26 protein-coding genes and 1 pseudogene are annotated in these 24,360 nt (G+C 66.6%); 23 read left to right on the top strand and 4 right to left on the bottom strand.

What is annotated here, in order from left to right:
* Positions 1-31 precede the first annotated feature (31 nt).
* From AB0J47_RS34930 to AB0J47_RS34900, 7 genes are all read left to right on the top strand, one after another.
* Positions 32-895, top strand: a complete 864-nt coding sequence (locus AB0J47_RS34930) for a sugar phosphate isomerase/epimerase family protein (RefSeq protein ID WP_364356401.1) — start codon at positions 32-34, stop codon at positions 893-895.
* Positions 896-1,004: 109 nt separating this feature from the next.
* Positions 1,005-1,889, top strand: coding sequence for a thioesterase family protein (locus AB0J47_RS34925; RefSeq protein WP_364356238.1), 885 nt, complete (start codon positions 1,005-1,007; stop codon positions 1,887-1,889).
* A gap of 52 nt (positions 1,890-1,941) precedes the next feature.
* Positions 1,942-2,778 carry a pyrroline-5-carboxylate reductase gene (gene proC, locus AB0J47_RS34920; RefSeq protein ID WP_364356235.1) on the top strand — a complete coding sequence of 279 codons (837 nt, stop codon included), beginning with the start codon at positions 1,942-1,944 and terminating at the stop codon, positions 2,776-2,778.
* Between the two features lie 207 nt (positions 2,779-2,985).
* Complete coding sequence (locus AB0J47_RS34915; protein ID WP_364356232.1) at positions 2,986-3,276, top strand: helix-turn-helix domain-containing protein; 291 nt, start codon at positions 2,986-2,988, stop codon at positions 3,274-3,276.
* A gap of 168 nt (positions 3,277-3,444) precedes the next feature.
* The gene (locus AB0J47_RS34910) at positions 3,445-3,546 is read left to right on the top strand and encodes an AURKAIP1/COX24 domain-containing protein (protein WP_003402602.1); all 102 of its coding nucleotides are present in this window, start codon (positions 3,445-3,447) and stop codon (positions 3,544-3,546) included.
* A 248-nt stretch (positions 3,547-3,794) separates the two neighbouring features.
* Positions 3,795-4,826: an NAD-dependent epimerase/dehydratase family protein gene (locus tag AB0J47_RS34905; protein WP_364356398.1), complete on the top strand. Its 1,032-nt coding sequence runs from the start codon at positions 3,795-3,797 to the stop codon at positions 4,824-4,826.
* Positions 4,823-5,854 (top strand): lysophospholipid acyltransferase family protein, encoded by a 1,032-nt coding sequence (locus AB0J47_RS34900; protein ID WP_364356229.1) that lies wholly within the window; start codon positions 4,823-4,825, stop codon positions 5,852-5,854. Before AB0J47_RS34905 ends, AB0J47_RS34900 begins: the two co-directional genes overlap by 4 nt.
* Here AB0J47_RS34900 and AB0J47_RS34895 read toward each other — a convergent pair.
* On the bottom strand, positions 5,851-6,861 hold the full coding sequence (locus tag AB0J47_RS34895; protein WP_040696263.1) for an HAD-IB family hydrolase: 1,011 nt from the start codon (positions 6,859-6,861) through the stop codon (positions 5,851-5,853). The genes AB0J47_RS34900 and AB0J47_RS34895 overlap by 4 nt on opposite strands.
* Before the next feature lie 129 nt (positions 6,862-6,990).
* Here AB0J47_RS34895 and AB0J47_RS34890 point away from each other — a divergent pair, with 129 nt between their 5' ends.
* The 5 genes from AB0J47_RS34890 to AB0J47_RS34870 all read left to right on the top strand — a co-directional run bounded on the left by AB0J47_RS34890 (position 6,991) and on the right by AB0J47_RS34870 (position 12,534).
* Entirely contained in the window at positions 6,991-7,251 is a 261-nt protein-coding gene (locus AB0J47_RS34890; RefSeq protein WP_364356226.1) for a glutaredoxin family protein, read from the top strand.
* 251 nt (positions 7,252-7,502) lie between these two features.
* Positions 7,503-8,324 carry a redox-sensing transcriptional repressor Rex gene (locus tag AB0J47_RS34885; protein WP_364356223.1) on the top strand — a complete coding sequence of 274 codons (822 nt, stop codon included), beginning with the start codon at positions 7,503-7,505 and terminating at the stop codon, positions 8,322-8,324.
* 73 nt (positions 8,325-8,397) lie between these two features.
* Positions 8,398-9,867 carry a glutamyl-tRNA reductase gene (locus tag AB0J47_RS34880; protein WP_364356220.1) on the top strand — a complete coding sequence of 490 codons (1,470 nt, stop codon included), beginning with the start codon at positions 8,398-8,400 and terminating at the stop codon, positions 9,865-9,867.
* Positions 9,864-10,898, top strand: coding sequence for a hydroxymethylbilane synthase (gene hemC, locus AB0J47_RS34875; protein ID WP_364356217.1), 1,035 nt, complete (start codon positions 9,864-9,866; stop codon positions 10,896-10,898). Before AB0J47_RS34880 ends, hemC begins: the two co-directional genes overlap by 4 nt.
* Before the next feature lie 73 nt (positions 10,899-10,971).
* The gene (locus AB0J47_RS34870) at positions 10,972-12,534 is read left to right on the top strand and encodes a bifunctional uroporphyrinogen-III C-methyltransferase/uroporphyrinogen-III synthase (protein WP_364356214.1); all 1,563 of its coding nucleotides are present in this window, start codon (positions 10,972-10,974) and stop codon (positions 12,532-12,534) included.
* 157 nt (positions 12,535-12,691) lie between these two features.
* Here the strand turns inward: AB0J47_RS34870 and AB0J47_RS34865 are convergent, their stop codons facing one another.
* Positions 12,692-13,021, bottom strand: a complete 330-nt coding sequence (locus tag AB0J47_RS34865) for a hypothetical protein (protein ID WP_364356211.1) — start codon at positions 13,019-13,021, stop codon at positions 12,692-12,694.
* Between the two features lie 226 nt (positions 13,022-13,247).
* Positions 13,248-13,400 (bottom strand): annotated as a pseudogene (locus tag AB0J47_RS34860) (amidase family protein); the annotation flags it as partial.
* A 150-nt stretch (positions 13,401-13,550) separates the two neighbouring features.
* Between AB0J47_RS34860 and AB0J47_RS34855 the strand changes: the two are divergent.
* The 6 genes from AB0J47_RS34855 (at position 13,551) to AB0J47_RS34830 (ending at position 18,176) form a co-directional block, all read left to right on the top strand.
* Entirely contained in the window at positions 13,551-14,513 is a 963-nt protein-coding gene (locus AB0J47_RS34855) for an SDR family oxidoreductase (protein WP_364356208.1), read from the top strand.
* 58 nt (positions 14,514-14,571) lie between these two features.
* The gene (hemB, locus tag AB0J47_RS34850) at positions 14,572-15,549 is read left to right on the top strand and encodes a porphobilinogen synthase (protein WP_364356205.1); all 978 of its coding nucleotides are present in this window, start codon (positions 14,572-14,574) and stop codon (positions 15,547-15,549) included.
* 491 nt (positions 15,550-16,040) lie between these two features.
* Complete coding sequence (locus tag AB0J47_RS34845; protein WP_364356202.1) at positions 16,041-16,451, top strand: hypothetical protein; 411 nt, start codon at positions 16,041-16,043, stop codon at positions 16,449-16,451.
* Between the two features lie 331 nt (positions 16,452-16,782).
* Positions 16,783-17,316 carry a hypothetical protein gene (locus AB0J47_RS34840; protein ID WP_364356199.1) on the top strand — a complete coding sequence of 178 codons (534 nt, stop codon included), beginning with the start codon at positions 16,783-16,785 and terminating at the stop codon, positions 17,314-17,316.
* On the top strand, positions 17,313-17,579 hold the full coding sequence (locus AB0J47_RS34835) for a hypothetical protein (RefSeq protein ID WP_364356196.1): 267 nt from the start codon (positions 17,313-17,315) through the stop codon (positions 17,577-17,579). Before AB0J47_RS34840 ends, AB0J47_RS34835 begins: the two co-directional genes overlap by 4 nt.
* A 351-nt stretch (positions 17,580-17,930) precedes the next feature.
* Positions 17,931-18,176: a hypothetical protein gene (locus tag AB0J47_RS34830; protein WP_364356194.1), complete on the top strand. Its 246-nt coding sequence runs from the start codon at positions 17,931-17,933 to the stop codon at positions 18,174-18,176.
* Here AB0J47_RS34830 and AB0J47_RS34825 read toward each other — a convergent pair.
* Positions 18,173-18,550 (bottom strand): hypothetical protein, encoded by a 378-nt coding sequence (locus AB0J47_RS34825; protein ID WP_364356191.1) that lies wholly within the window; start codon positions 18,548-18,550, stop codon positions 18,173-18,175. The two genes, AB0J47_RS34830 and AB0J47_RS34825, sit on opposite strands and share 4 nt — an antisense overlap.
* 190 nt (positions 18,551-18,740) lie before the next feature.
* On the opposite strand from AB0J47_RS34825, the gene hemL reads away from it, so the two are divergent.
* The 5 genes from hemL (at position 18,741) to AB0J47_RS34800 (ending at position 24,359) form a co-directional block, all read left to right on the top strand.
* The gene (hemL, locus tag AB0J47_RS34820; protein ID WP_364356188.1) at positions 18,741-20,078 is read left to right on the top strand and encodes a glutamate-1-semialdehyde 2,1-aminomutase; all 1,338 of its coding nucleotides are present in this window, start codon (positions 18,741-18,743) and stop codon (positions 20,076-20,078) included.
* A gap of 302 nt (positions 20,079-20,380) precedes the next feature.
* A complete protein-coding gene (locus tag AB0J47_RS34815; RefSeq protein WP_364356394.1) occupies positions 20,381-20,998 on the top strand; it encodes a histidine phosphatase family protein in 618 nt (205 codons plus the stop codon).
* Between the two features lie 62 nt (positions 20,999-21,060).
* On the top strand, positions 21,061-21,618 hold the full coding sequence (locus AB0J47_RS34810) for a TlpA disulfide reductase family protein (RefSeq protein ID WP_364356391.1): 558 nt from the start codon (positions 21,061-21,063) through the stop codon (positions 21,616-21,618).
* Positions 21,619-21,888: 270 nt separating this feature from the next.
* The gene (locus tag AB0J47_RS34805; RefSeq protein ID WP_364356185.1) at positions 21,889-22,725 is read left to right on the top strand and encodes a cytochrome c biogenesis CcdA family protein; all 837 of its coding nucleotides are present in this window, start codon (positions 21,889-21,891) and stop codon (positions 22,723-22,725) included.
* Entirely contained in the window at positions 22,722-24,359 is a 1,638-nt protein-coding gene (locus tag AB0J47_RS34800; RefSeq protein WP_364356182.1) for a cytochrome c biogenesis protein ResB, read from the top strand. The genes AB0J47_RS34805 and AB0J47_RS34800 overlap by 4 nt, the downstream gene beginning before the upstream one ends.
* Position 24,360 lies beyond the last annotated feature (1 nt).

Genomic DNA, 24,360 nt, shown 5'->3' with positions numbered 1-24,360 from the left:
CGAAGCGGCCGGTGGATCCGGCGGTCAGCAGATCCTCGTCGGTCTCTCGACGGCCTCGGTATATCCGCAGAACACCGAGTCGGCCTTCCAGTACGCGGCCGAAATCGGTTACGACGGTATCGAATTGATGGTCTGGGCCGAACCGGCCAGCCAGAGCATCGCCGCGGTTCAGGCCTATTCCCGCAAATACGGTGTGCCGGTACTGGCGATTCACGCACCGTGCCTGCTGATCTCCCAGCGGGTGTGGGGTTCGGATCCGGTGGCCAAACTCGAGCGCAGTGTGCGCACCGCTGAGGCGCTCGGTGCGGGCACCGTGGTGGTGCATCCGCCGTTCCGCTGGCAGCGCAGATATTCGCAGGGCTTCGCCGATCAGGTGGCCGAGTTGGAGGAGCACAGCCACGTCATCGTCGCGGTGGAGAATATGTTCCCCATGCGCGCGGACACTCTCTTCGGCCGCAAAACCGGCTCGGCGAAGCGGCTGGAGCGCCGTGGCGGACCCGGTCCCGGCCTGACCGCGTTCAGTCCGTCCTACGATCCGACCGATACCGGATTCCGGCACTACACCCTCGATATCTCACATACCGCGACCGCGGGCGCCGATCCGCTGGCGCTGGCCGCGCGGATGGGCCAGGGCCTCGCGCACCTGCATCTCGCCGACGGCTGCGGCGCGGCGCACGACGAGCATCTGGTGCCGGGCGAGGGCACCCAGCCCTGTGTCGAACTGTGCGCGGCACTGCTGCGGTCGGGTTTCGCCGGTCATGCGGTCGCCGAGATCAATACCCAGAACGCGCGCACCACCCAGGGCCGTACGGACATGCTGAACCGCACGCTGGAGTTCGCCAGGACGCACCTCAACGCATCCGCTCCGGCTCCCACGCACGCCAACCAGGTGTGATGCCGCACCTATCTACCGGCAGAGGGGAATTCCGACCGCGAATCGCTTCGTTCTACGCTGTACGAACGCCGCGTCTCGCCGATGCGGCCGACCGACGACAGGAGTGACGATGCCGGAGCTGACCGCCGAACTCGAGCAGGCCATCACGACGGACGCACCCTTCAGCCGGGTGTGCACACTGACCGAACTGCTGTCGGCCAACCCGGATAGCGGCCGCTACCTGGGCATCATCGACAAAATCTGGACCATCGGGCCGAAGGTGCACGGCGGCACCATGGTCGCGGCCAGCGCCGCCGCGGCCACCCGCTGGCTGCGCGCCTCCGATCCGGCCCTGGTTGGCATGGCGCCCATCGCGGCGAGCTCCGATTTCCTCGGCGCGCCCGAGCCGGGAGAGGTCGAGTACGAGGTGCACATCCGCAAGGTCGGTCGTCAGATCTGCCTGGTCGATGTGAACCTGGTCCAGAGTGGGCGCACGCTGGTGCGTACCGCGTTCACCTTCGGCCATCTCGACGATGCCGACCCGATCTACGCGCAGCAGCACGCTGATATGCCGATCGAACCGCCCGCCGACGCCATCGGTTACCGGGATTCGTCGATGGGCAAGATCGTCCATGTGGCGCGCGGTGCCGAACTGTTCATCGATCGGGAGTGGGCCCGATTCCTCGACGGCGCGAAAGGTGAACCGCGCCTGCGTCTTTGGATGCGTCCGTTCGAGGGCGACCAGCGGGATGCGGACATCGCCATGTACTTCGCGATCATGTCCGCCGATATGAGCCCGCCGGTCCCGCAGAACCTCGGCCAATTCGGTTGGGCCCCGACGGTTCAGATGACCACCTACCTGCGCCGCCGCCCGGCCCCCGGCTGGCTGCGGATCATCGCGACCAGCCACGAGGTCGGCGCGCGCATGTTCGACGAGGACCAGCTGATTCTCGACTCGACCGGCGCGGTTGTCGCACAGAGCCGCCAGCTCGCGCTGGTGCCGCAGCAGCGCTAGGACCGGTTCCCCAGCGCCGTGCCGATATTGCCGCGCGATTAGCCTTAGCGCTATGACGAGAGTTGCGGTGATCGGTGGCGGTCGCATCGGGGAGGCGTTGATCGCCGGATTGCTCGAATCCGGACGGGCGGCGAAGGATTTGGTCGTCGTCGAGACACATGCCGATCGGGCCGAACTCATCGGCGATCGCTTCGGCGTGCGGGTCACCGATTCGATCGCGGACGCGATCGTCGGTGCGGATGTTCTGGTCATCGCCGTCAAGCCGGGTGATGTGGATACGGTCCTGACCCAGCTCGGCAAGGCCGAACTCGACGCCGACCGCGATCAGATCCTGGTGTCGCTGGCGGCGGGTGTGCCGACGGCGCGACTGGAGAACAAGCTGCCCGCCGGCTTCCCGGTGGTGCGGGTGATGCCGAATACCCCGATGCTGGTCGGCCAGGGCATGAGTGTGCTCGCACCGGGCCGCTACGCTCGCTCGGAACAGCTGGCCCAGGTGACCGAGCTGCTGGCCGCGGTCGGCAAGGTGGCGACTGTGACCGAGGCGCAGATGGATGCGGTGACCGCGGTCTCGGGTTCCGGACCCGCGTACTTCTTCCTGGTGGTCGAGGCCATGATCGACGCCGCTGTCGGACTCGGCCTGACCCGCGACGTCGCCACCGAGCTCGTCGTGCAGACCATGCTCGGCTCGGCCGCCCTGCTCGAGAGCTCCGGACAGACCGCCGCCGAGCTGCGTGCCGCGGTGACTTCGCCGGCGGGTACGACCGCCGCCGCGGTGCGTGAATTGGAGCGTGGCGGGGTGCGCTCGGCCTTCCTCGAGGCATTGCATGCGGCGAAGCACCGATCCGCGGAACAGGGTGCCAATGACGGGGCTGGCGGCAGCGCTTCCTGAGCGATCTTGGACGGGCGTTCATCAAACATCGTGCGTCTACAGGGTGACCGGTCGGTTCCCAGCGTGTAAACCGGATTTCTCACACCCGTCGCAGTAATCCCACTGGTCCCGCTAAGCTTCAAGGAGCACGTGCGTGTCTGTTCCGCCGGTGGGGAAGCTGGCGGCGCGGACGTGCCGGAGGTCAGTGGTGCGATGATGTCTAACAAGATGTCTGCAAATAGTTCAGGGACGTCGCCAGGAAGTTCCGGACCATCGAGTGGCCGGGCTGGTTCCCGGACCCAAGGCGGTTCGGCGAATCCGTCGCAGTCAGTGCTCGGAGGAGGTACTCAGTTCCTCACCGTCGCCGAGGTTGCCAATCTCATGCGGGTATCCAAGATGACGGTCTATCGGCTGGTGCACTCGGGTGAGTTGCCCGCCGTGCGGGTCGGTCGCTCGTTCCGGGTGCATGCCAAGGCGGTGCACGACTATTTGGAGACGTCCTACTTCGACGCTGGATGAGGCGGTTTCATCAGCTTGACGGTGTCCCGGTAGGATGAATCCTCGGTTCGTGTGCGCCTGCCGGCGGCACCGCTTTGTGGTGTCCGGTGCCAGCTGGCGGCGCGGACGCTGAAATAGGCGTACGTGATTGGCGTGCGCGCCGAGTAGAGAGAACGCGAGGACAACCCTATGGGTTCTGTGATCAAGAAGCGCCGCAAGCGCATGTCGAAGAAGAAGCACCGCAAGCTGCTTCGCCGCACGCGTGTTCAGCGGCGCAAACTCGGCAAGTGAGTAGCTGCGCATTAGCTGAGAGGCCCGTCACCGATTGGTGGCGGGCTTTTCTTTTTGAAACAGCGAATTTTGAAATTTGCTCATGTATCAGGTGACTGAAGTCATCGTTAGAAGCTGGTTAATACCCTCTGCGCATCGCAGTCGACCGGTTACTCTGGTACCGCAGTAAACAGAATTGGGGGCTGTCACAGTTGGGATCCGGTGCGGTGGGTTCTGAGATACGGGATGGACATACACCCAAAGTGGTTATGGTGACCGGTGCCAGCCGATTCTTCGGCGGCAACGTGGTCGCCCGTTTGACCCAGGATCAGAACATCGAACGCATCCTGGCCGTCGACACCATGACCCCGAGTCGTGAGCTGCAACGGCGCATGGGCCGCGCCGAATTCGTCCGCGCCGATATTCGAAATCCTTTGATTCGCAAGGTAATCGGCGGCAATGAGGTCGACACCGTTGTACACGTCGCGATGCTCACGCATCCGCCGGCCGGCGGCGGCCGGGCGGTGATGAAGGATCTCAACGTCCTCGGCGCGATGCAGCTACTCGCGGTCTGTCAGAAATCGCCTTCGGTGCGGCGCGTGGTGGTGCGCTCGACGTCCGCGGTCTACGGATGCAGTGCGAAGGATCCCGCCAAATTCACCGAAGAAATGAGCGCGCGAACCCCACCGAGTGGTTGGTTTGCTCGCGACATGATCGAAATCGAAGGATTCGTCCGCGGACTCGCTCGGCGCCGTCCCGATATAGCCGCTTCCATTTTGCGTTTGGCGCCCATTGTCGGCCCGCGATTGGCCCGCCGCGGTGTGCAGTATCTGCGTTCACCGGTCGCGCCGACGGTCCTCGGCCGCGATGCCAGGCTGCAGTTGCTGCATGAGGAGGACGCCATCGCCGCGATGGCCCATGCGGCGCGGCAGGCGCCCGGCGGCACCTACAACATCGCCGGGGACGGCGCACTGGTGCTATCGCAGGCGATCCGGCGTGCGGGGCGGATCGAGCTGCCGATCCCGTGGTCGGTCTTCCGCACCGCGGGCCGCGCGATCATGGGCCCGATCATGCGTGATTTCACGAGTGAGCAGATCGACTATTTCCATTTCGGCTGTGGCCTCGACACCACCCGCATGCGCACCGAACTCGAGTTCGTCCCGCGCTGGACGACGGTGCAGGCATTCGACGACTTCATTGGGGGCGCAGCGTCGCGGCCCGTCATCGATCCAGCGTGGATCGATGCCGCAGAACATAAACTGCTCGGCCTGCTCGGGGCCGGTACGGGAGCACATACATGAATGACGTAGCGAAAGTCATCCAACTCCACGATCTGAATATCGAAACGCGCCAGCGGACCACGCCGCGGCGCTGGCCGGAGCCGCTGACCGGCGAGGTCACGCCCAGCCCGGTGGTGACGTCGCTGACCGAACGTCTCGCGGCCGCAGAACCCCCGCCGCCGCGTTCGGTGTCGGATATGCTGCGCGGCGCCATCGGCAAGCAGATCCGCAGCACTGCGGATTTCGCGCGCCGTCGGCTCACCGGCGACTATCAGATCGACGAATTCGGATTCGACGAACATCTGCTCGAATCGTTGATCCTGCCCGCGCTGCGGCCGCTCTCGGATTACTGGTTCCGGGTGCAGGTCAACGGGATCGAGAATATTCCGGAAGCCGGTGGTGCGCTGATCGTCGCCAACCACGCGGGCACCATCCCGCTCGACGGGCTGATGCTGCAACTGGCGATCCATGACCGGCATCCGAAGGAACGCGCGCTGCGCCTGCTAGCCGCCGATCTCGTCTTCGAGACGCCGGTGCTCGGCGTGCTCGCCCGCAAGGCCGGACACACCCTGGCCTGCCATCCGGACGCCGAAAGGCTTCTGCGCGCAGGGGAATTGACCGGGGTATTTCCCGAGGGCTTCAAGGGCGTCGGTAAGCAGTTCACCGATCGCTATAAGCTGCAGCGCTTCGGTCGTGGCGGATTCGTCGCGGCGGCGGTGCGCACCGGCACGCCGATCATTCCGTGCTCGATCGTCGGTTCGGAGGAGATCTATCCGAAGCTGGCCGATATCAAGCCGCTGGCCCGGCTGCTCAATCTGCCCTACTTCCCGGTGACGCCGCTGTTCCCGCATCTGGGTCCGCTCGGTGCGCTGCCGCTGCCGTCGAAGTGGTACATCGAATTCGGCGAGCCGATCGCGACCACCGGCTATGAGGCCGAGGACGCGGACGATCCGATGACCATGTTCGAGGTCACCGACCAGGTCCGCGAAACCATTCAGCAGACCCTCTACAAGCTGCTCACCAAGCGCCGCAACCCGTTCACGGGCTAGTGCTCGCGGCGCCGGGTGACCGCCGCGGCGACCGCACCGCCGGCGGCGCCGAGTGCCAGCGCGGTCGGCACGCCGATCTTGGCTGCCTTGCGTCCGGTACGGAAATCGCGGATCTCCCAGCCGCGATTCTTGGCTACCTCGCGTAGGTCCGAATCCGGATTGATCGCCACCGCGGTGCCGACCAGCGACAGCATCGGCACATCGTTGTGGCTGTCGGAGTAGGCCGTACAACGCTTGAGGTTCAAGCCTTCTCGGATCGCCAGCGTACGCACCGCATGCGCCTTACCGAGTCCGTGCAGGATGTCGCCGACCAGTCGCCCGGTGAACTTTCCGTCCACGCTCTCGGCGACCGTACCGAGCGCACCGGTCAGCCCGAGTCGCTTCGCGATGACCTGCGCCAGCTCGACCGGCGTCGCGGTTACCAGCCAGACCTGCTGTCCGGCGTCCAGATGCATCTGTGCCAAAGCCCTTGTGCCGGGCCAGATCTTGTCGGCGATGATCTCGTCGTAGATCTCCTCGCCGAGGGCGGCGAGCTCGGCGGTGGGACGGCCCGCGATGAATGCCAGCGCCTTCTCCCGGCCCGCGGCCATATCGGTGCTGTTCTCCTTGCCGGTGACCCGGAATTTCACCTGCTTCCAGGCGACGTCCACCAGATCGGAGGTCTTGAAGTATTTGCGCGCGGCCAAGCCGCGGGCGAAATGCACGATCGACGCGCCCTGCACCATGGTGTTGTCGACATCGAAGAATGCCGCCGCGGTCAGATCCCGCGGCACCTCGGGCCCGGTGGCCTCGATATCGGCTTCGGCGAGTTCGGCATCGTGCAGCGACAGCGCCGCCTCGGCACTGGCCTCACCGGCCAGATTGGCCCGCAGCTCTTCCTCGCTCGGGCCGAACGGGCTGCGAGAGATGCGCGCGAGCTGGTCCTGCAGACCCTGGCCGAGCCGACCCTGATTCCACCGCACCGGAAACTCACCGAATCGTCCCGCGATGAAACCTGCCCTTGCCACCTTCGATCGTTCCGGCACCAGTACCTCCGCCCGTCGCGCGAACCACAACCACATTAGCTGGCCGCGGTGACAGTTAAGGCACTACCGCGCGCTCCGATCGGGGCGTGGCGAGGGGATTTAATATCGGCCATGACCAATCCCACACATTCGGTGACGCTGTTGACGAGATCGGGCTGCGGGCTCTGCGTCACCGCGCTCGAGCAACTCCGGGCGATCTGCGCCGATTTCGATATCGAGCCGTCCACCGTCGATGTCGACGAAGCCGCCGCAACCGTCCCTGGCCTGCGCGCGGAGTACGGCGACCGGCTTCCCGTGGTGCTTTTGGACGGCCGTGAGCACAGCTATTTCGATGTCGACGAGCCCCGATTGCGGGCCGACTTGACTCGCTGAGGGATTGCTGATCCGGCCCGATTCCGCCGCGATGCTGGTCGCGGCGGAAAATGAGGCCAAATTCACCGACTTTGTGAAGGGCTGCACAAGCGGTTACGGTGGTGGCACGCGACCCGCTCGCCGAGGCTGCGGATCCACCGCGTAATGAACCCAGCATTCCGAATACTTCGACCATGGCACCGGACCGCCCCGAGCCCGAGGTCGAACGACGAACCGGACCTCGCCGGAGGCCGGAACGAGGAGCCGACGACGTGACAGAGCAGCATGAGGCGCCGAGTGGCGTCTCCGGCAGGGCTCTGCAGAAGGACATCCCCCAGGCCACCGTGGCGCGGTTGGCCACCTATCTCCGGGTCTTGGCCATGTTGGCCGACGACGGTGTTGCCATCGTATCGAGTGAGGAACTGGCTGTCGCGGCGGGTGTCAATTCGGCCAAATTGCGCAAGGACCTTTCCTTCCTCGGCCCCAACGGTGTTCGGGGTGTCGGCTATGACGTCGCCAAGTTGCGCACCAGGATCGAAGATGTGCTCGGGCTGTCACAGGGACATCGGGTGGTACTGGTCGGCGCCGGAAATCTGGGCCGCGCCCTGGTGGGCTACGGCGGATTCCGGCGCCGCGGTTTCACCGTGGTCGGCATGTTCGACAACCATCCCGAGGTGATCGGCCGCTCTGTCGCTGGTCTGGTGGTGCGCGATGTCGCCGATCTGGCCCCGGCCATCGATGCGTTGAAGCCGACCATCGGCGTGCTCACGGTGCCCGACGCCGCGGCACAGGATGTCTGCGATCTGCTGGTCGCCTCCGGGCTGCAATCGATTCTGAGCTTTGCCCCGTGTGAGCTGACCGCACCGGAGACGGTGGAGGTGCGCCGGGTCGATCTGGCGGTCGAGTTGCAGATGCTGTCTTTCGAGACCGCACGCAATGCGCCGCCGCTGCCCGAGGTCGCGCACGCCGTTTCCGGTCGCATCGCCCACCGCGCGCCCGCGCACACCGCTGCCGGACATCCGGCACTCAAGCACTCGACGACCTCGCATTCGGCAACGGAGCCATCCAGCAAGGGATCGGTGGTTACACCATGAGAGAGCGCAGCGAACGAATCCTGTGCCAGCGCGCCATGCGCATGACGGAGCCGAGCGCCGGCGAGGCGCGGTCATGAGCATTCTTTTAGTCGGGATTTCGCATCGCAGCGCGCCCGTCTCGATTCTGGAGAAGGTCGCGATCACCGACGCGGACCGGCCGAAACTGATCGATCGAATGCTCGCCTCCAGTCATGTCTCCGAGGCGATGATCGTCTCCACCTGCAACCGCGTCGAGGTCTACGCCGTGGTGGACGCCTTCCACGGCGGTCTCGCCGAGGTCGGCGAACTGCTGACCAAACATTCCGGCCTGCCGCTGCCGGATCTGACCAAGCACGCCTACGTCCGCTACAGCGAGGCCGCCGCCGAACACCTGTTCGCGGTCGCCAGCGGCCTGGATTCGATGGTGATCGGCGAGCAGCAGGTGCTCAGCCAGATCCGCGGCGCCTACGCTTCCGCCGATGCCCAGCAGGCGGTCGGGCGAACCATGCACGAACTCGCACAGCACGCGCTGCGCGTCGGCAAGCGGGTGCATTCGGAGACCGGTATCGACCGGGCCGGCGCTTCGGTGGTTTCGGTCGCCCTGGATCGATCGCAGCAGGTGCTCGGCCCGCTCGCCGGGCAGACCGCCGTGGTGCTCGGGGCCGGGGCAATGGGCGGACTCGCCGTCGCGCATCTGTCGCGGGCGGGCATCGGGCGCATCATCGTGGTGAATCGCACGTCGGCCCGGGCCAAGCGGCTGGCAGCGACCGCGCGCAGTCACGGTGTCGAGGCACATTCGATGGAACTGTCGCGCCTGACCGGGGCCATGGCGGCCGCGGACGTCGTGATCACCTGCACCGGCGCGGTCGGCGCGGTGGTGACGCTGGCCGACACCCATCGCGCACTCGCCGAACGTGAGCGCGCCAGCCAGGTGGAACGGCCGTTGGTGTTCTGCGATCTCGGTCTGCCGCGCGATGTCGAACACGCCGTCGCCGGACTGCCTGGCGTCACAGTCATCGATATCGAGACGTTGCAGCGCGATCCGGCGGCCGGTGCGGCCGCCGACGATACCGTCGCCGCCCGCTCGATCGTCGCCGACGAACTCGCGAAATATCTTGCGGGCCAGCGCATGGCGGAGGTCACCCCGACCGTCGCCGCCTTGCGGCAGCGCGCGGCCGAGGTGGTCGAGGCCGAATTGCTGCGCCTGGATTCCCGACTGCCCGGACTGGCCGATCCGGAACGTGACGAGGTGGCGCGCACCGTGCGTCGCGTGGTGGACAAGTTGCTCCACGCGCCGACGGTGCGCGTAAAACAGTTGGCCTCCACCCCGGGCGGCGATACCTACGCCGAGGCGCTGCGGGAACTGTTCGAGCTCAAACCCGGTGCGGCGCAAGCGGTTGCGGCTCCTATGGAGCTCAGTTCGATCAGCGACGAGCACACCGCGATTCGCTTCCTCGGCGATGTTTCGGTCGACCCGCAAGCGATCGTCGACGGCAGCGAGATCGCATTGGCCGACGACTTCACCGCCGGACACCGCGGCGAAGAACAGGGGCAGACGGCATGACAGTCGTGCAGGAAGAGGCAAACGTGACCGCAGGCAGCATTCGCGTGCCGTGGCGGATCGGCACCAGAGGCAGTTTGCTCGCCCTCACCCAGGCGGGCACCATCCGCGACAACCTGATCGCGGCCGGACACGATGCGGAGCTGGTGGTCGTCAAGACCCCGGGCGATCTGTCCTCGGATCCGGTGCAGCAAATCGGTGTCGGCGTGTTCACCTCGGCACTGCGCGACGAACTGGCCGCCGGGAATATCGATATCGCGGTGCATTCGTACAAAGACCTGCCGACCGCCCAGGATCCGCGTTTCACCATCGCCGCCATCCCGCCGCGCGAGGATCCGCGTGACGCACTGGTCGCGCGCGACGGTCTAGTGCTCGGCGAACTCCCCGCCGGTGCCCAGGTCGGCACCTCGGCGCCGCGCCGCGTGGCCCAGTTGCGTGCCCTCGGACTCGGCTTGGACATCGTGCCGCTGCGCGGCAATCTCGACACCCGGCTGCGCAAGGTCAGCGAAGGGGAGTTGGACGCGGTCGTGGTGGCCAGGGCCGGACTGGCCAGAATCGGTCGGCTCGACGTGGTCACCGAGGCGCTCGAGCCGGTGCAGATGTTGCCTGCGCCCGCACAGGGTGCGTTGGCGGTCGAATGCCGCAGCGATGACAGCGGACTGATCAAGGCGCTGACTGAACTCGACGACGCCGCGACCCGTGCGTCTGTCATTGCCGAACGGTCGCTGCTGGCCGAACTGGAGGCCGGTTGCACCGCGCCGATCGGCGCGATCGCCGAGGTCGTCGAATCGCTCGACGATGACGGCAGAATTGTCGACGAACTCTCGTTGCGCGGTTGCGCGGCGGCCGTCGACGGCTCCGATGTATTGCGAGCCTCCGTGGTCGGCGCTCCGGAGCGCGCCGCGGAGCTCGGCCGTGAGTTGGCCCGGGAACTGCTCGATCTGGGCGCTCGCGAGTTGCTCAGCACGCCGGAATCAGCGGTTAGTCCGTCCACTGACTTTTCCAATTCCAGCCCAATGGAGAACAACCAATGAGCGAGCGCAGCGAGCGAATCAACAGCACAGCGCCCCCGGCGATGTCCGTGCCGAGCGCTAGCGAGGTACGGGCATGAACCGAGCACACAAGAAGCATCCGGGTCGGATCCTGTTTGTCGGGTCGGGGCCCGGCGACGCGGCACTGCTGACAGTGCGTGCGCGCGAGGTGCTGGGGCGGGCGACATTGGCCTTCACCGATCCCGATGTCGACAAGGGCGTGCTCGCCCTGATCGGTATCGCGGTCGAACCGAGCGAGGACGGTGAGCGTCCGGTGGACGTGCGGCCCGCGCTCGGCGACCCCGCCGAGGTAGCCAAGACGCTGATCGCCGAGGCCCGCAGTGGGCACGATGTGGTCCGTGTCGTCGCGGGCGATCCGCTGACGACCGATTCGGTGATCGCCGAGGTCAATGCGGTGACGCGCTCGCATATGGTTTTCGAGGTGCTGCCGGGCCTGCCCAATGGTTCCGCCGTGCCCAGCTTCGCCGGTATCGCGCTCGGCTCCGGACACACCGAGGCCGATGTACGCGGTGAGGTCGACTGGGCCGCACTGGCCGCCGCGCCCGGCCCGCTGGTGCTGTCGGCGACCTCGGGTCATCTGGCCGAAACCGCGAGTGCGCTGGTCGAACACGGTATGGCGCCGCAGACCCCGGTCGCGGTGACGGTGCGTGGCACCACCCGCCAGCAGCGCACCATCGAGGCCACCCTGGCCACGCTCAACAGCGCGGCCTCCGAATTGGTCGGCCCGCTGGTGGTGACCATCGGCAAGGTGGTCGCGCAGCGGTCGAAGATGTCGTGGTGGGAGTCGCGGGCGCTGTACGGCTGGACCGTGCTGGTGCCGCGCACCAAGGATCAGGCCGCCGAGATGAGCGAGCGGCTGGTCACCCACGGCGCCATTCCGATGGAGGTGCCGACCATCGCGGTCGAGCCGCCGCGCAGCCCGGCGCAGATGGAGCGCGCGGTCAAGGGCTTGGTCGACGGCCGCTACCAGTGGGTGGTGTTCACCTCCACCAATGCGGTGCGCGCGGTCTGGGAGAAGTTCGCCGAATTCGGTCTGGACGCACGGGCCTTCTCCGGTGTGAAGATCGCCTGCGTCGGCGAAGCCACCGCGGACAAGGTGCGCTCGTTCGGCATCAACCCGGAGCTGGTGCCGAGCGGCGAACAGTCCTCCGAGGGGCTACTCGCCGACTTCCCACCCTACGACGATGTTTTCGACCCGGTGAACCGAGTCCTGTTGCCGCGCGCGGACATTGCCACCGAAACCCTGGCCGAAGGTCTGCGCGACCGCGGCTGGGAAATCGATGACGTAACTGCCTACCGCACCGTGCGCGCCTCGCCGCCGCCCGCCGAGACCCGCGAGATGATCAAGACCGGTGGCTTCGACGCGGTGCTGTTCACCTCGTCCTCCACGGTCCGCAATTTGGTCGGTATCGCGGGTAAGCCCCACGCGCGCACCATCGTTGCGTGCATCGGCCCGAAGACCGCCGAGACGGCCATCGAATTCGGCTTGCGCGTGGATGTGCAGCCGGAGGTCGCCCAGGTCGGTCCGCTGGTCGAGGCGTTGGCCGAGCATGCGGCTCGACTGCGCGCCGAGGGGCTGCTGCCCCCGCCGCGCAAGAAGAGCCGCCGCAGCCGCTGAATATCCGTTGCCTACCCGGTTGTGCGGCGAAGGCAGGCCTTTCGAGCGACCTGCAAGCAATCGCTAGCTGACCGTTTCGAGCGACCTGCAAGCAATCGCTAGCGGTGTGGCCCTTCGCCGCACAACCGGAGCTGCCGCAACCGTTGAGCTCCGTTGATCAGCGGCTGTAGCGCATCAGGGTCCGCACCAACCGGCAGGTGGTGTCGGACGGCGGGCGGATATCGATGAGTTCGGCTGTGCGCCGGATCCTTTCGTTGCTGGCTTGGCTCGGCAGGTAGATCCCGGAGTCGAGCAGGGCGATGGTCAGCCGCATGGCCTTGAGCCGCCGATTGTGCGAGATGTACCACTTGCGCGGCCGCCCGGTGGGCAGTGGCCGCTTCTGCAGCGGAACATAGGGCCGATCGATAACCTTCGACTTCGGTGCGGTGTTGGGCACGGTGGCGTCCTCCCGTCGCGATCGGGAACCCGGAGCGATTCCCTCGAACACACCTTCGATTTTACTCCTGCCCACCGACAAAAAACGCCCGCCCACAAGGGCTTTCGCACGCTACAGCCAACCGTGCGGTGATCCGCGAATCCCGCGTTCCAGCCGGAACAACCGGGGACGCGGTGCCCGGCTGTGAGACGGGATGCTCGGTGCGCGTGATTTGTTGGCGGGTGCGTGTTCAGACATCATCCGCCCCTCGCACCGCACTCTTCGAGCGCCGGTACATCACCCCGCAGCAGGCCGCGGGAATGCGCACCGATCCGAGACCGTCGTTGCGGTGCGCCACCGTTACCGATCCGGCCGCAACGGCCGCGGCCGAACCGCCGGACGAGCCACCAGAGCTGGGCGCGGGATTCCACAGGTTCCGGGTGATGTGGCCGGCGACCGCCGGGGGCTCGCGGTGTCGCGCAGCGGGCTTATCGAATCTTCGAGACATCCTTCACGGGGATGATGTGGTGTCCTCCGATCGGCCGAAAGGTCGGGCCGGTAGGAGGAAGTGGCCCGCGCCACCCGCCGAGATGATCGGTGCATGCATACGGAATCGACACCGGATACCGAATCCACTGGGGGACAGAGTCGTTCACGCCGGGCGTTCATGGGACTCGCGGCCGCCGGTGCGGGTGCCGCCGCGGTTGCGACGGCCGTTGTGGTGCCGCCGTACCTGCGCGATCCGCCGACCGATCCGCTTCCGACGGCGGCTTCGAGTGGGCGCTTCGCCGGGAAGGTGGTGCTGGTGACCGGCGGTACATCCGGTATCGGCGAGGCCGCGGTGCGAGCCTTCGCCGCCGAGGGCGCGTCCGTGGTGTTCTGCGGTCGCCGCGAACAGCTCGGCAAACAGGTCGCCGAATCCATCGGCGGCGCAGCACACTACGTGCGCGCTGACGTTCGCGTTCGGGCTGATATCGAACAACTGGTCGCCGAGGTGGAGCGCCGGTTCGGTCGCCTGGATGTGGCATTGAACAATGCGGGGATCAGAATCGAGGGCGCGGCCGAGGAACTGCCGATCGAGCAGTGGGACGACGTCCTCGACACCAATCTGCGCGGAGTCTTCCTCTCGGTGAAATACGAGGTACCGCTATTGGAGCGCTCGGGCGGCGGGGTGATCCTGTGCACGACCTCGAAATCATTGATGGCCGATGCGCCGGCCTACTCGGCGAGTAAGGCCGGGATCGAGGGGATGGTCGGCTCGATGGCCCAGCAGTACGGCCCGCGCGGTATCCGGGTCAATGCGATCGCGCCGGGTACCACCGATACCGCGTTGATCCGCCCGGCCGGCCTGCCGGATGCGATGTGGTCGGTGTTCAAGGACGCGTGGGGTCCACTGAATGTCTCCGCGCTGGGCCGAATGGCCGAGCCTGCGGAGATCGCTCGTGCGATCCTGGCACTATGCGGCGACGACCTCGGATATATGGCGGGGTCGACCGTATTGGTCGGCGGCGGTCCGTTCGGCGGCGGAAAGATGCAGATGCCGCCGGGGTTCCCGGCCCGCTGATCCGTCGGCGCACCCGCCGCCTGCGACTCGCATTCGGACCGGGCGTATCGTGCGGTTTATGACCGGATTGGACCGCCCGCGGCGGTTGCGCCGTACCCCCGCCCTGCGTCGTCTCGTGGCCGAAACAACTCTCGAGCCACGGCAATTGGTGCTGCCGATGTTCGTCGCCGACGGACTGGAGGAGCCGCGCGAGATCGGCTCCATGCCCGGCGTGCTGCAGCATTCGATGGATTCCCTGCGCAAGGCGGCGGTCGAGGCGGTCACCGCCGGTGTGGGCGGGCTCATGCTCTTCGGTGTGCCGCTGCCCGAGGACAAGGACGCCACCGGCAGCAAGGCCAGCGATCCCGACGGCGTTCTCAACCGGGGTCTGCGCGCGCTCGCGGACGAGGTCGGCGATTCGACGGTGGTCATGGCCGATACCTGTCTGGACGAATTCACCGATCACGGGCACTGCGGCGTGCTGTCGGCGGACGGTGCCGTCGACAACGACGCCACCCTGCACCGCTACGTGGAGATGGCCCTCGCACAGGCCGAAGCCGGTGCGGATCTGCTCGGTACCAGCGGCATGATGGACGGTCAGGTCGGCGCGATCCGGCGCGGACTGGACGCGGTCGGGCGCACCGATACCGGCATCCTCGCCTACGCGGCGAAGTACGCATCGGCCTTCTACGGTCCGTTCCGCGAGGCGGTCGCGTCCTCGCTGGAAGGGGATCGGCGCAGTTATCAGCAGGATCCGGCGAACCGCCGCGAGGCTATCCGGGAGCTGCAACTGGATCTGGCCGAAGGCGCGGACATCGTGATGGTCAAGCCCGCGATGTCGTATCTGGACATCCTGCGCGATGTCGCCGACCAATCGACGGTGCCGGTGGCCGCGTATCAAATCTCGGGCGAATACGCGATGATCACCGCCGCCGCCCAGCGCGGCTGGATCGACCGCCGCGCCGCCATCCTGGAATCGTTGATCGGCATCCGCCGGGCCGGCGCGGATATGGTGCTCACCTACTGGGCGACCGAGGCCGCGCACTGGCTGTCGTGACGAATCCGCCCAGACCCGAGGCCCCGGAGTCGGAGTCCGGCAGTCCGAAGTCGTTGGAGTCGTCGAGTTCGGAGTCGGCATCGCAGTCATCCTCCGAGCCGGGTGGATCCGATTCGCCGGACCGCGAGTCGGGCGGGGCGGAGTCGCGCGGGTCGAGTCCGCGAGGAGCCGATACTCAGGGACCGAATCCTGCCGAGCCCCTGCCGGAGGGCGTGCATCCAGCTGCGGCGCATCCGCCCGGCGCGATTCCGCCCGGCGCGATTCCGCCCGGCGCGATTCCGCCCGGCCCGATTCCGCCCGGACTGCCTCCACAGGGCGCGATTCCGTCGGGGGAGTATGCACCGATGCCGTACCCGCTTGGGATGTATCCACCGGGGCCGCACCCGCGTGGACCAATTGTCGGACCGCCGCGGCCGCGGCCCGAACCGCCGGAGGACATTCGGACGGCGCGGCAATTGTGGTGGGGCGTAATTGGATTCGGCCTTCTGCAGATGATCGGGTCGGTCGTTGCGGCGTTTCAGCAGCGCAAGGATTTCGCACAGAAGATGTACGACCAGGTACACGTCGGCGATCCGAATTTCACGATGGCCAATGCCGAGCTAATGGTCTCGTTGGCCTTTGTTGTCGCTGTGGTGATCGGGTTGGCCCTGGCCGCATTCGCTTTGCTGTTCGTGCACCAGTTCGTGCGCGGAAAGCTGTGGGCGCGCACGCTTTTGACCGCTGTCGGCGTCTGGCTCGTACTGGTCGCGGTGGGCACGCTGTTCGCGCTGGAAGCGGTGACCGGGGCGGCCTCGCTGCTGGCCGGTGGTGCGGCAATCGTGCAGGGCGTGCTGGCGGCGGGTGCGGTGTATTTGAGTCACCGTCCGGACTCGACTGCCTACTTCCAGCTGAATCGCAGGTGACCCGCGGCTGGAGCGGTCGCGAGTTTGTCAAGAAATCGGCAGCATGTATCGTGAGGGTTGTCACAGAGGACATGGGAACCGGAAGTCACTTGTTGCGCGTTGTCTTACGTTTTGTAAGTACGTCGACCAGATGGCTCCGGGAGATCGGAGGCATCGATGCGAGTGGTGATCCAACAGCCGCAGAGCATTCGACGAGATCTGCTCGTGCTGAGCCTGCTGATCTTGTTCGCGTTGGTCACCGTCGCCGTGCTGCTGTTGCCCGGCGCGGTCGGCTGATCAGGAGTCGGGTGTCGATTTCCGTCGCCGTGCTCGGCGCGACCGGGAGCATGGTGTGACGGCTTCTGGGGATGGCGCGACCATCTTGTTCGCCGAACCGGGCGCGCGCTGGCGTTCGGTGGCCTACGGGCCGTTGTTGTGCCTGATCGTGCTGATTCTGGAATTGGTGACCGCTGACCAGGTGCATTGGTTCGCCCTCATCTTCTGTGCCGCGCTGATCGCGGGTTTTGTTGTCCTGCAGGTGATCGCGGGACAGCGGCATGTGAGCGTCGAGCTGACTCCCAGCACGCTGCGCGAGGGCACTGAGACCCTACCGCTGGCGACCATCGACGCGGTGCTGCCCGAGCGGGACGAGGACTCCTGGGATGATGAGGACTGGGAATCGGCGCGTTCGCTCGGCGAGCTGAGCGGAGTGCCGCGCCGGCGCAAGGGCATCGGGCTGCGGCTCGTCGGTGGTGAACTGGTGCAGGCGTGGGCGAAGGATCATCGCGGTCTGCGGGCCGCGCTCACCGAAGCGCTCGGCGGGACCGAAGATCTGTCCACGCGGACCGAGGAAGTCGAAGACAGCGAGAACGGAGCGGATCGTTGACGCGCTTGATCGCGATCGGTGACCGGATGCTTGCGGCATTGGTCGAATTGACGCTCGCGCTCGGGTGTGCGGTTCTCGCGGTGGTGAGCTGGCGCAACGGGCTGATCACCACCACCTTCGCGCCGTCGGGGGACGTGCCCGGCTTCGACTCCACCCGCTACGGCGCTCCGTGGCTGGTGCTGGCCGCTTTCCTGGTAATGGTGGCCGGTGTGCTCGCGATCGATGCCGTCGCCCGCACGGTGCGTGCCGCGCGTTCGCGCTGAACCAGGGCAATCACCGGCGATCCACATCGCCGCACCAGTTCGGTCGTGAATTTCGCGGGAAAATCGCAGGCATGATGCCCACAATCCCGTCGTTTTCGCTGCTGAACCTGCTTCCGGTCCCGTTGGCCTGTCTGCTGACAACCGGCTTCGCCTTGTTCTGCGTCGGCGCCACCGCGTAGCGCCGTATCACGCTCGGGCGCAACGGCCGATCCGGGACGTGCCCTGGCGCATCCGCCGCGACTGCACTACCGTGCAAGTGCCGCGCCGCGAGGTGCAACGGTCGGCATTCAGTGAATACTGTTGTGGCCGTTACGCTTTCGGCCGGTATCCGAATTGTGTCGACTGGGAGAAATGCTTGTGATTCGTTTTGCCGGGAAAGTGTGCGCTGCGGTCGTCGCGACGGCCGCGATCGGTGCGGCGCCCGCATGGGCCGCGCCGGGACTGCCCCTGGAGCCCGCCGCCCAGACCGACACTCAGACCGAGGTGTCCCAACCCGCGCCGATCTTCGTGCCCGATTCGGGTTCGGCGGGTGTGTACAACAACTTCATGTGCCAGCTGCACACCATTTCGGCCTCGGCGCCGTGCATGTATACCTAGTCCCAGCTCTGATAAATGTCCAGCGCGCGGCCGTCCCTGGTGCCCGGCGCGTTGACATACAGGGTGACGGTGCCGTCCGGATGGCTGGCCGCCTCCATGATGACCTGGCGCAATGAGGCGTGTACTCCGCCGTTCTCGTCGCGGTAGATCTCGGTGTCACTCTTGAGTCCGGCACCGATCCGGTTCAGCGGCACCACCATGGTGACCAGCGCGGGCAGTGGTCCGTCGCTGAGGGCCGCGGTCTCCGCGTGATTCAGATGCAGCCCGACCCGGTCGGGCTGGCTGACCGGATCCGCGGCGGCTGCGGTCCCGGCGCCGAAGGTGACGGTGGCGAGCGCGGTGAAGAGCGTGGCGCTGATGACGGCGAACCGCATTGGACTCTCCCGATGGGCTAGATGGTGCGACGACGCACCGAGATTACGCATCAGTAATCGGTCAGTGACCGATATCGGTCGCAACCATGATCGGCGTGTTGCGCCGAAGAGGCTGCGGTGCGTGCGGTCTGCGTCACTCGACTACACCCTGTCGTCGACTCGTTCCAATCGGGCTGAGACACTGGATGTCGTGAGTTCTTCTCCGCGCGTGACCAGGGCATCGGTGCCGGTCTCGGCTCAGCTCTTCGACCGGGCCGCTTCGGTGATTCCGGGTGGTGTGAATTCGCCGGTGCGGGCCTTCAAGTCCGTCGGCGGCACACCGCGATTCATCGCATCGGCCAAGGGCTACACGCTCATCGATGTCGACGGCAACGAATACGTCGACCTGGTGTGTTCTTGGGGGCCGATGATTCTCGGCCACGCGCATCCCGAGGTGGTCGCGGCGGTGCAGCGTGCGGCCGTCGGCGGACTGTCCTTCGGTGCGCCGACCGAAGCCGAGATCGAGCTCGCCGAGCTGATCGCCGAACGGATGGCGCCGGTGGACCGGGTCCGCTTGGTCAACTCTGGCACCGAGGCGACCATGAGCGCGGTCCGGCTGGCCCGCGGCTACACCGGCCGCTCCAAGATCATCAAGTTTTCGGGTTGCTATCACGGCCATGTGGACGCGCTGCTCGCCGATGCCGGCTCCGGTGTCGCAACGCTCGGCCTGCCGACCTCGCCCGGGGTTACCGGCGCGCAGGCGGGCGACACCATCGTGCTGCCGTACAACGACATCGAGGCCGTTGCCGCCGCCTTCGCCGCGCATCCGGGCGAAATCGCCTGCGTGATCACCGAGGCGGCGGCGGGCAATATGGGTGCGGTCGCGCCGCTGCCCGGTTTCAACGAGGGCCTGCGCAAGCTGACCGCCGATGATGGCGCGCTGCTGATCATGGACGAGGTGATGACCGGATTCCGGGTGAGCCGGTCCGGCTGGTTCGGCCGCGACGGTGTCGCCGGTGACCTCTACACCTTCGGCAAGGTGATGAGCGGTGGTCTACCTGCTGCCGCATTCGGCGGGCGCGCCGAGATCATGAATCACCTTGCGCCGCTTGGTCCGGTGTATCAGGCGGGCACCCTCTCCGGTAACCCGGTCGCGGTCGCCGCTGGGCTCGCCTCGCTGCGTGCGGCCGATGACGCGGTGTACGCGGCACTCGATCGCAATGCCGAGCGACTGGGCGGCTTGTTCACCGAGGCACTCGGTGCCGCAGGGGTCGAGCATCAGGTCCAGTTCGCGGGCAATATGGTGAGCGTGTTCTTCGCCGACCGTCCGGTCACCGACTACGCCACTGCCAAAGCCAGCCAGACCTGGCGTTTCCCCGCCTTCTTCCACGCACTGCTCGACGGCGGTGTGTACGCGCCGCCGAGCGCGTTCGAGGCATGGTTCGTCTCCGCGGCGCTCGACGAGGACGCATTCGACCGTATCGCCGCCGCCCTGCCCGCCGCCGCACATGCGGCCGCGGCCGCCACCCCCGAAGGATCCCGCGCGTGAGTTCCGACCAGCCAGATTCAGAAATGCGCGAACTACCAGATACCTCTGTCGACAGCGCGGAAGCCGCCGTTGTCGCCGACGAGTCCGATGCCGCTGCGCCCGAGCAGTCCAGCGCCATTGACGAATCGGGCATTGTCGCGCAGCCCGGCGACGCTGCCGCATCCGGTGTCACCGCCGAGGCCGTCGGCCAGCCTGATTCCGACGAGACCGAGGAGTCTGTCGCCGTCGCGTCGCCGCGTACCTCCGGCACCGTCACCCGTCCGCGCGGCGAGGAGTCGGTCGATGACGATTCGGTCGAGACCATCGTGCATGTGCTGCGGCACGGCGAGGTGCACAACCCGAAGGGCATTCTCTACGGTCGCCTGCCCGGGTTCAGTCTGTCGGTCACCGGTCGGTCGCAGGCCGGTGCGGTCGCGCGGTCGCTGGCCGATCACGACATCGCGCTGGTGATCGCCTCGCCGCTGCAGCGTGCGCAAGAGACCGCCGAGCCGATCGCGCGTCAGCACGGGCTACTGGTTCGCACCGACGAGAATCTGATCGAGGCCGGTAATACCTTCGAGGGCCTGCGGGTTTCGGTCGGCGATGGTGCGCTGCGCAAGCCGAGGCACTGGTGGAAGCTGCGCGATCCGTTCACCCCGTCCTGGGGCGAGCCGTATCTGCAGATCGCGCACCGCATGCTGGCCGCGGTCAATAAGGCCAGGGTCGAGGCGGCTGGACACGAGGCGGTGCTGGTTTCGCATCAGCTGCCGGTCTGGACGCTGCGGCGGTTCCTGCAGGGCCAGCGGCTCTGGCACGATCCGCGGCACCGGCAGTGCTCGCTCGCCTCGCTGACCTCGCTGGTCTACCAGGGCGACACCCTCGTCGACATCGTCTACTCCGAGCCCGCTGGCGGTTCGGATCCCACGGTGCACGGCGCATGAGAACTTCTTCCCGGCCGTCGGCCCGGCGTTCGGCGCCGGTCCTGCTCGCGTGCGTGGCCCTGATGGCCGCGCTCGCGGGGTGTTCGACCGGGAAGGATGCGGTGGCCTCCGGCGGTACGTTCGAATTCGTCTCGCCCGGCGGCAGAACCGATATTTTCTACGATCCGCCCGCCGCGCGTGGCACCATCGGCAAGCTCGCCGGGCCGGATCTGATGACCTCGGGTAAGACCACCTCGGTCGCCGACTTCCCGGACAAGGTGGTCGTGCTCAATCTGTGGGGGCAGTGGTGCGGGCCGTGCCGTGCCGAGGCGCCCGCGCTCGACAAGGTCTACGAGGCAACCAAGGACAGGGGCGTCGTTTTCCTCGGCATCAATGTCCGTGATTTCCAGCAGGACAAGGCGCAGGACTTCGTCGTCGACAACAAGGTCGGTTATCCGTCCGTCTACGACCCGTCCATGCGCACCCTGCTCGCGCTCGGCGGTAACTTCCCGACCAGTGTCATTCCCACCACGTTGGTGCTGGACCGGCAACATCGGGTCGCCGCTGTCTTCCTCCGCTCGCTCTTGGCGGAAGACCTCCAACCAATTGTCGAACGCATTGCGGCGGAAGGTTCGCAGTGATTCGTTCGGCCCACGCCGTAATTACGTCCCGCTCGGTAGCGAGCGGTAGGAAGGTGCAATCGTGAATCGCGATCGCCGTACTCGTAGCCCGCGTGCCTGTCGCCCGCGGCAGGCCGCCCGTCTCGTCCGCGGTGTCTGGACGGTCGATGACCGGTGGGTCGGCGTTTCCGCCGTACCGCGCAGCGCCGCAGCCGATTCCATGATGGACTTCGCACCGGAACCCGCGCCGGTGCCCGAGCGAGCTGATCGACCCCCGGTGGAGTCCGACTGATGGTGCTTGCCGCAGTAGGTGATTCGTTCCAGCAGACGGCGGCGACGGGGCCGCTGTTATTGGCGCTCGGTGCGTGCGTACTGGCCGGACTGGTCTCGTTCGCCTCGCCGTGTGTGGTGCCGCTGGTACCGGGTTACCTGTCCTATCTGGCCGGGCTGGTCGGCGCCGAAGCGCCGCCCGCCACCGCTGCGCAGACCAAAGGTCTTGGCGGCAAAGCGGTTTCGGTGGATCGGGCTGCGGCACGTACGGATCGAATCCGAGTGGCCGGTGCGGCCGGACTGTTCGTGGCGGGCTTCACCGTGGTGTTCGTGCTCGCCACCGCAACGGTTTTCGGTGTCATCCAGACCTTGAACGTGAATCGTGAACTGCTGCAACGGGTCGGTGGTGTGGTCACCATCCTGATGGGTCTGGTGTTCATCGGCCTGGTCCCCGCGTTGCAGCGCGATACCCGGATGGAGCCGCGCAGGCTCACGAGCATTCTGGGCGCTCCGCTGCTCGGCGCGGTTTTCGCGCTCGGTTGGACACCGTGTCTCGGGCCGACGCTGTCCGGAGTGATGGCGGTTTCGGCCGGGACCGAGGGCACGACGGCCGTGCGCGGGGTTGCGCTGATCGTCGCCTACTGTCTCGGCCTCGGACTGCCGTTCGTGATCCTGGCCTTCGGGTCGGCGAGCGCGTTGCGCGGCGTCGGTTGGCTGCGGCGCAATTCGCGCACCATTCAGATCATCGGGGGCATATTGCTCGTCGCGGTCGGGATCGCGCTGGTCACCGGGGCGTGGGACCAATTCGTCGCCTGGGTGCGCGACGCATTCGTTTCCGAGGTGACGCTGCCGATATGACCGTGCTCGACAAACCCGAGGCGCCGGTGACGCCGCCGCGTCAGTCGCTACCGGGTCGCGCGTGGGCGCTCGTGCGCAATGGCTGGCGTGGGCTCACCAGTATGCGCACCGCGCTGGTATTGCTGTTCCTGCTGGCCTTGGGTGCGATTCCGGGTGCCCTGCTGCCGCAGCGAAATCTCAACGAGGGCAAGGTCGATCAATACATCGCCGACCGGCCGACGCTCGGGCCGTGGATGGACCGGTTCCAGCTGTTCGACGTGTTCTCCAGCTTTTGGTTCACGGCAATCTATGCGCTGCTGTTCATTTCGCTCGTCGGCTGTATTCTGCCGCGCTGCCTGGACCACTATCGCGCACTGCGCACCCCGCCGGTTCGGGTGCCGCGCAACCTGTCTCGGCTGCCGCATCACTACTCCGAGACGATCGATGGCACCCCGGACGTCGTGCTCGAGCATGCGCGAAAGGGACTGCGCGGCTGGCGGACCGAGGTGCGCGAAGGTACTCGAGAAGGCGAGATCACCCTCTCCGCGGAGAAGGGGTACACCCGCGAACTCGGCAACCTGGTCTTCCACCTGGCCCTGGTCGGGCTACTCGTCGCCATCGCGGTCGGCAAGCTGTTCGGTTATGAGGGCAGCGTGATCGTCATCGCGAACAACGGGCCCGGCTTCTGTACCACTTCGCCCGCCGTCTTCGACTCGTTCAAGGCGGGCAATATCAACGACGGCACCGGTATGGCGCCGCTGTGCGTGCGGGTCAAGGACTTCAAGGCCGACTACCTGCAGAACGGGCAGGCCGAGATGTTCACCTCGCATATCGAATATCAGGCCGGGGGCGATCTGCAGAGCGATACCTGGCGTGATGCGCAGATCCAGGTGAATCATCCGCTGCGCGTCGCGGGGGACCGGTTGTATCTGCAGGGCCACGGTTTCGCGCCGACATTCACGGTCACCTTCCCGAACGGGCAAACCCGCACCGAATCCGTGCAATGGCGGCCCGACAATGCGCAGACCTTCCTGTCCAGTGGTGTGCTGCGGATCGATCCGCCCGGCGGCATGTACGCGACCGACGAAGAGCGCCGCAAGAACCAGATCGCAATCGAGGGCCTGTTCGCGCCGACCGCGCTACTGCACGGCAGCCTGCTCACCTCGTCGTTCCCGACCATGGACGATCCGGCCGTCGCGGTGGACATCTATCGCGGCGATACCGGTCTCGATACCGGTAAGCCGCAGTCGCTGTTCGCGCTGGATCCGGAGCAGGTCAAGCAGGGGCGACTGACCAAGGAGGCGAGGGTCAACCTGCGTCCCGGCGAGTCGGCGACGCTGCCCAATGGCACCAAGGTCACCTTCAACGGCGCGCAGGAATACGTGAATCTGCAGGTATCGCACGATCCGGCGCAGCAGTGGGTGCTGGTGAGCGCACTGGCCATGATGGCCGGGCTGCTGGTGTCGCTGCTGGTGAAGCGGCGGCGCATTTGGATCCGCGGCTACCCGGCCGAGGACGAAGCAGGTACCGTGGACCAACGACGCACCGTAGTAGAGATGGGCGGGCTCGCCAGAACCGATCAGGCGGGCTGGGGCAGCGAATTCGATCGCCTGCGCAAGCGCCTGCTCGGTGACCGATCCGCCACAGGAGAGTGAC

Source organism: Nocardia sp. NPDC049737 (genome assembly GCF_040674755.1).
Classification (GTDB): Bacteria; Actinomycetota; Actinomycetes; order Mycobacteriales; family Mycobacteriaceae; genus Nocardia.
Note: the sequence above shows the minus strand (reverse complement) of the source record. Positions and strands in the feature narration are given on the sequence as shown.

Bases quoted from the DNA above. Each gene is read 5' to 3' on its own strand.
- AB0J47_RS34925 (WP_364356238.1), top strand. From the start codon at position 1,005: ATGCCGGAGCTGACCGCCGAACTCGAGCAGGCCATCACGACGGACGCA.
- proC (WP_364356235.1), top strand. From the start codon at position 1,942: ATGACGAGAGTTGCGGTGATCGGTGGCGGTCGCATCGGGGAGGCGTTG.
- AB0J47_RS34915 (WP_364356232.1), top strand. From the start codon at position 2,986: ATGTCTGCAAATAGTTCAGGGACGTCGCCAGGAAGTTCCGGACCATCG.
- AB0J47_RS34910 (WP_003402602.1), top strand. From the start codon at position 3,445: ATGGGTTCTGTGATCAAGAAGCGCCGCAAGCGCATGTCGAAGAAGAAG.
- AB0J47_RS34905 (WP_364356398.1), top strand. From the start codon at position 3,795: ATGGTGACCGGTGCCAGCCGATTCTTCGGCGGCAACGTGGTCGCCCGT.
- AB0J47_RS34900 (WP_364356229.1), top strand. From the start codon at position 4,823: ATGAATGACGTAGCGAAAGTCATCCAACTCCACGATCTGAATATCGAA.
- AB0J47_RS34890 (WP_364356226.1), top strand. From the start codon at position 6,991: ATGACCAATCCCACACATTCGGTGACGCTGTTGACGAGATCGGGCTGC.
- AB0J47_RS34880 (WP_364356220.1), top strand. From the start codon at position 8,398: ATGAGCATTCTTTTAGTCGGGATTTCGCATCGCAGCGCGCCCGTCTCG.
- hemC (WP_364356217.1), top strand. From the start codon at position 9,864: ATGACAGTCGTGCAGGAAGAGGCAAACGTGACCGCAGGCAGCATTCGC.
- AB0J47_RS34870 (WP_364356214.1), top strand. From the start codon at position 10,972: ATGAACCGAGCACACAAGAAGCATCCGGGTCGGATCCTGTTTGTCGGG.
- AB0J47_RS34855 (WP_364356208.1), top strand. From the start codon at position 13,551: ATGCATACGGAATCGACACCGGATACCGAATCCACTGGGGGACAGAGT.
- hemB (WP_364356205.1), top strand. From the start codon at position 14,572: ATGACCGGATTGGACCGCCCGCGGCGGTTGCGCCGTACCCCCGCCCTG.
- AB0J47_RS34845 (WP_364356202.1), top strand. From the start codon at position 16,041: ATGATCGGGTCGGTCGTTGCGGCGTTTCAGCAGCGCAAGGATTTCGCA.
- AB0J47_RS34830 (WP_364356194.1), top strand. From the start codon at position 17,931: ATGCTTGTGATTCGTTTTGCCGGGAAAGTGTGCGCTGCGGTCGTCGCG.
- AB0J47_RS34825 (WP_364356191.1), bottom strand. From the start codon at position 18,550: ATGCGGTTCGCCGTCATCAGCGCCACGCTCTTCACCGCGCTCGCCACC.
- AB0J47_RS34810 (WP_364356391.1), top strand. From the start codon at position 21,061: ATGGCCGCGCTCGCGGGGTGTTCGACCGGGAAGGATGCGGTGGCCTCC.
- AB0J47_RS34805 (WP_364356185.1), top strand. From the start codon at position 21,889: ATGGTGCTTGCCGCAGTAGGTGATTCGTTCCAGCAGACGGCGGCGACG.
- AB0J47_RS34800 (WP_364356182.1), top strand. From the start codon at position 22,722: ATGACCGTGCTCGACAAACCCGAGGCGCCGGTGACGCCGCCGCGTCAG.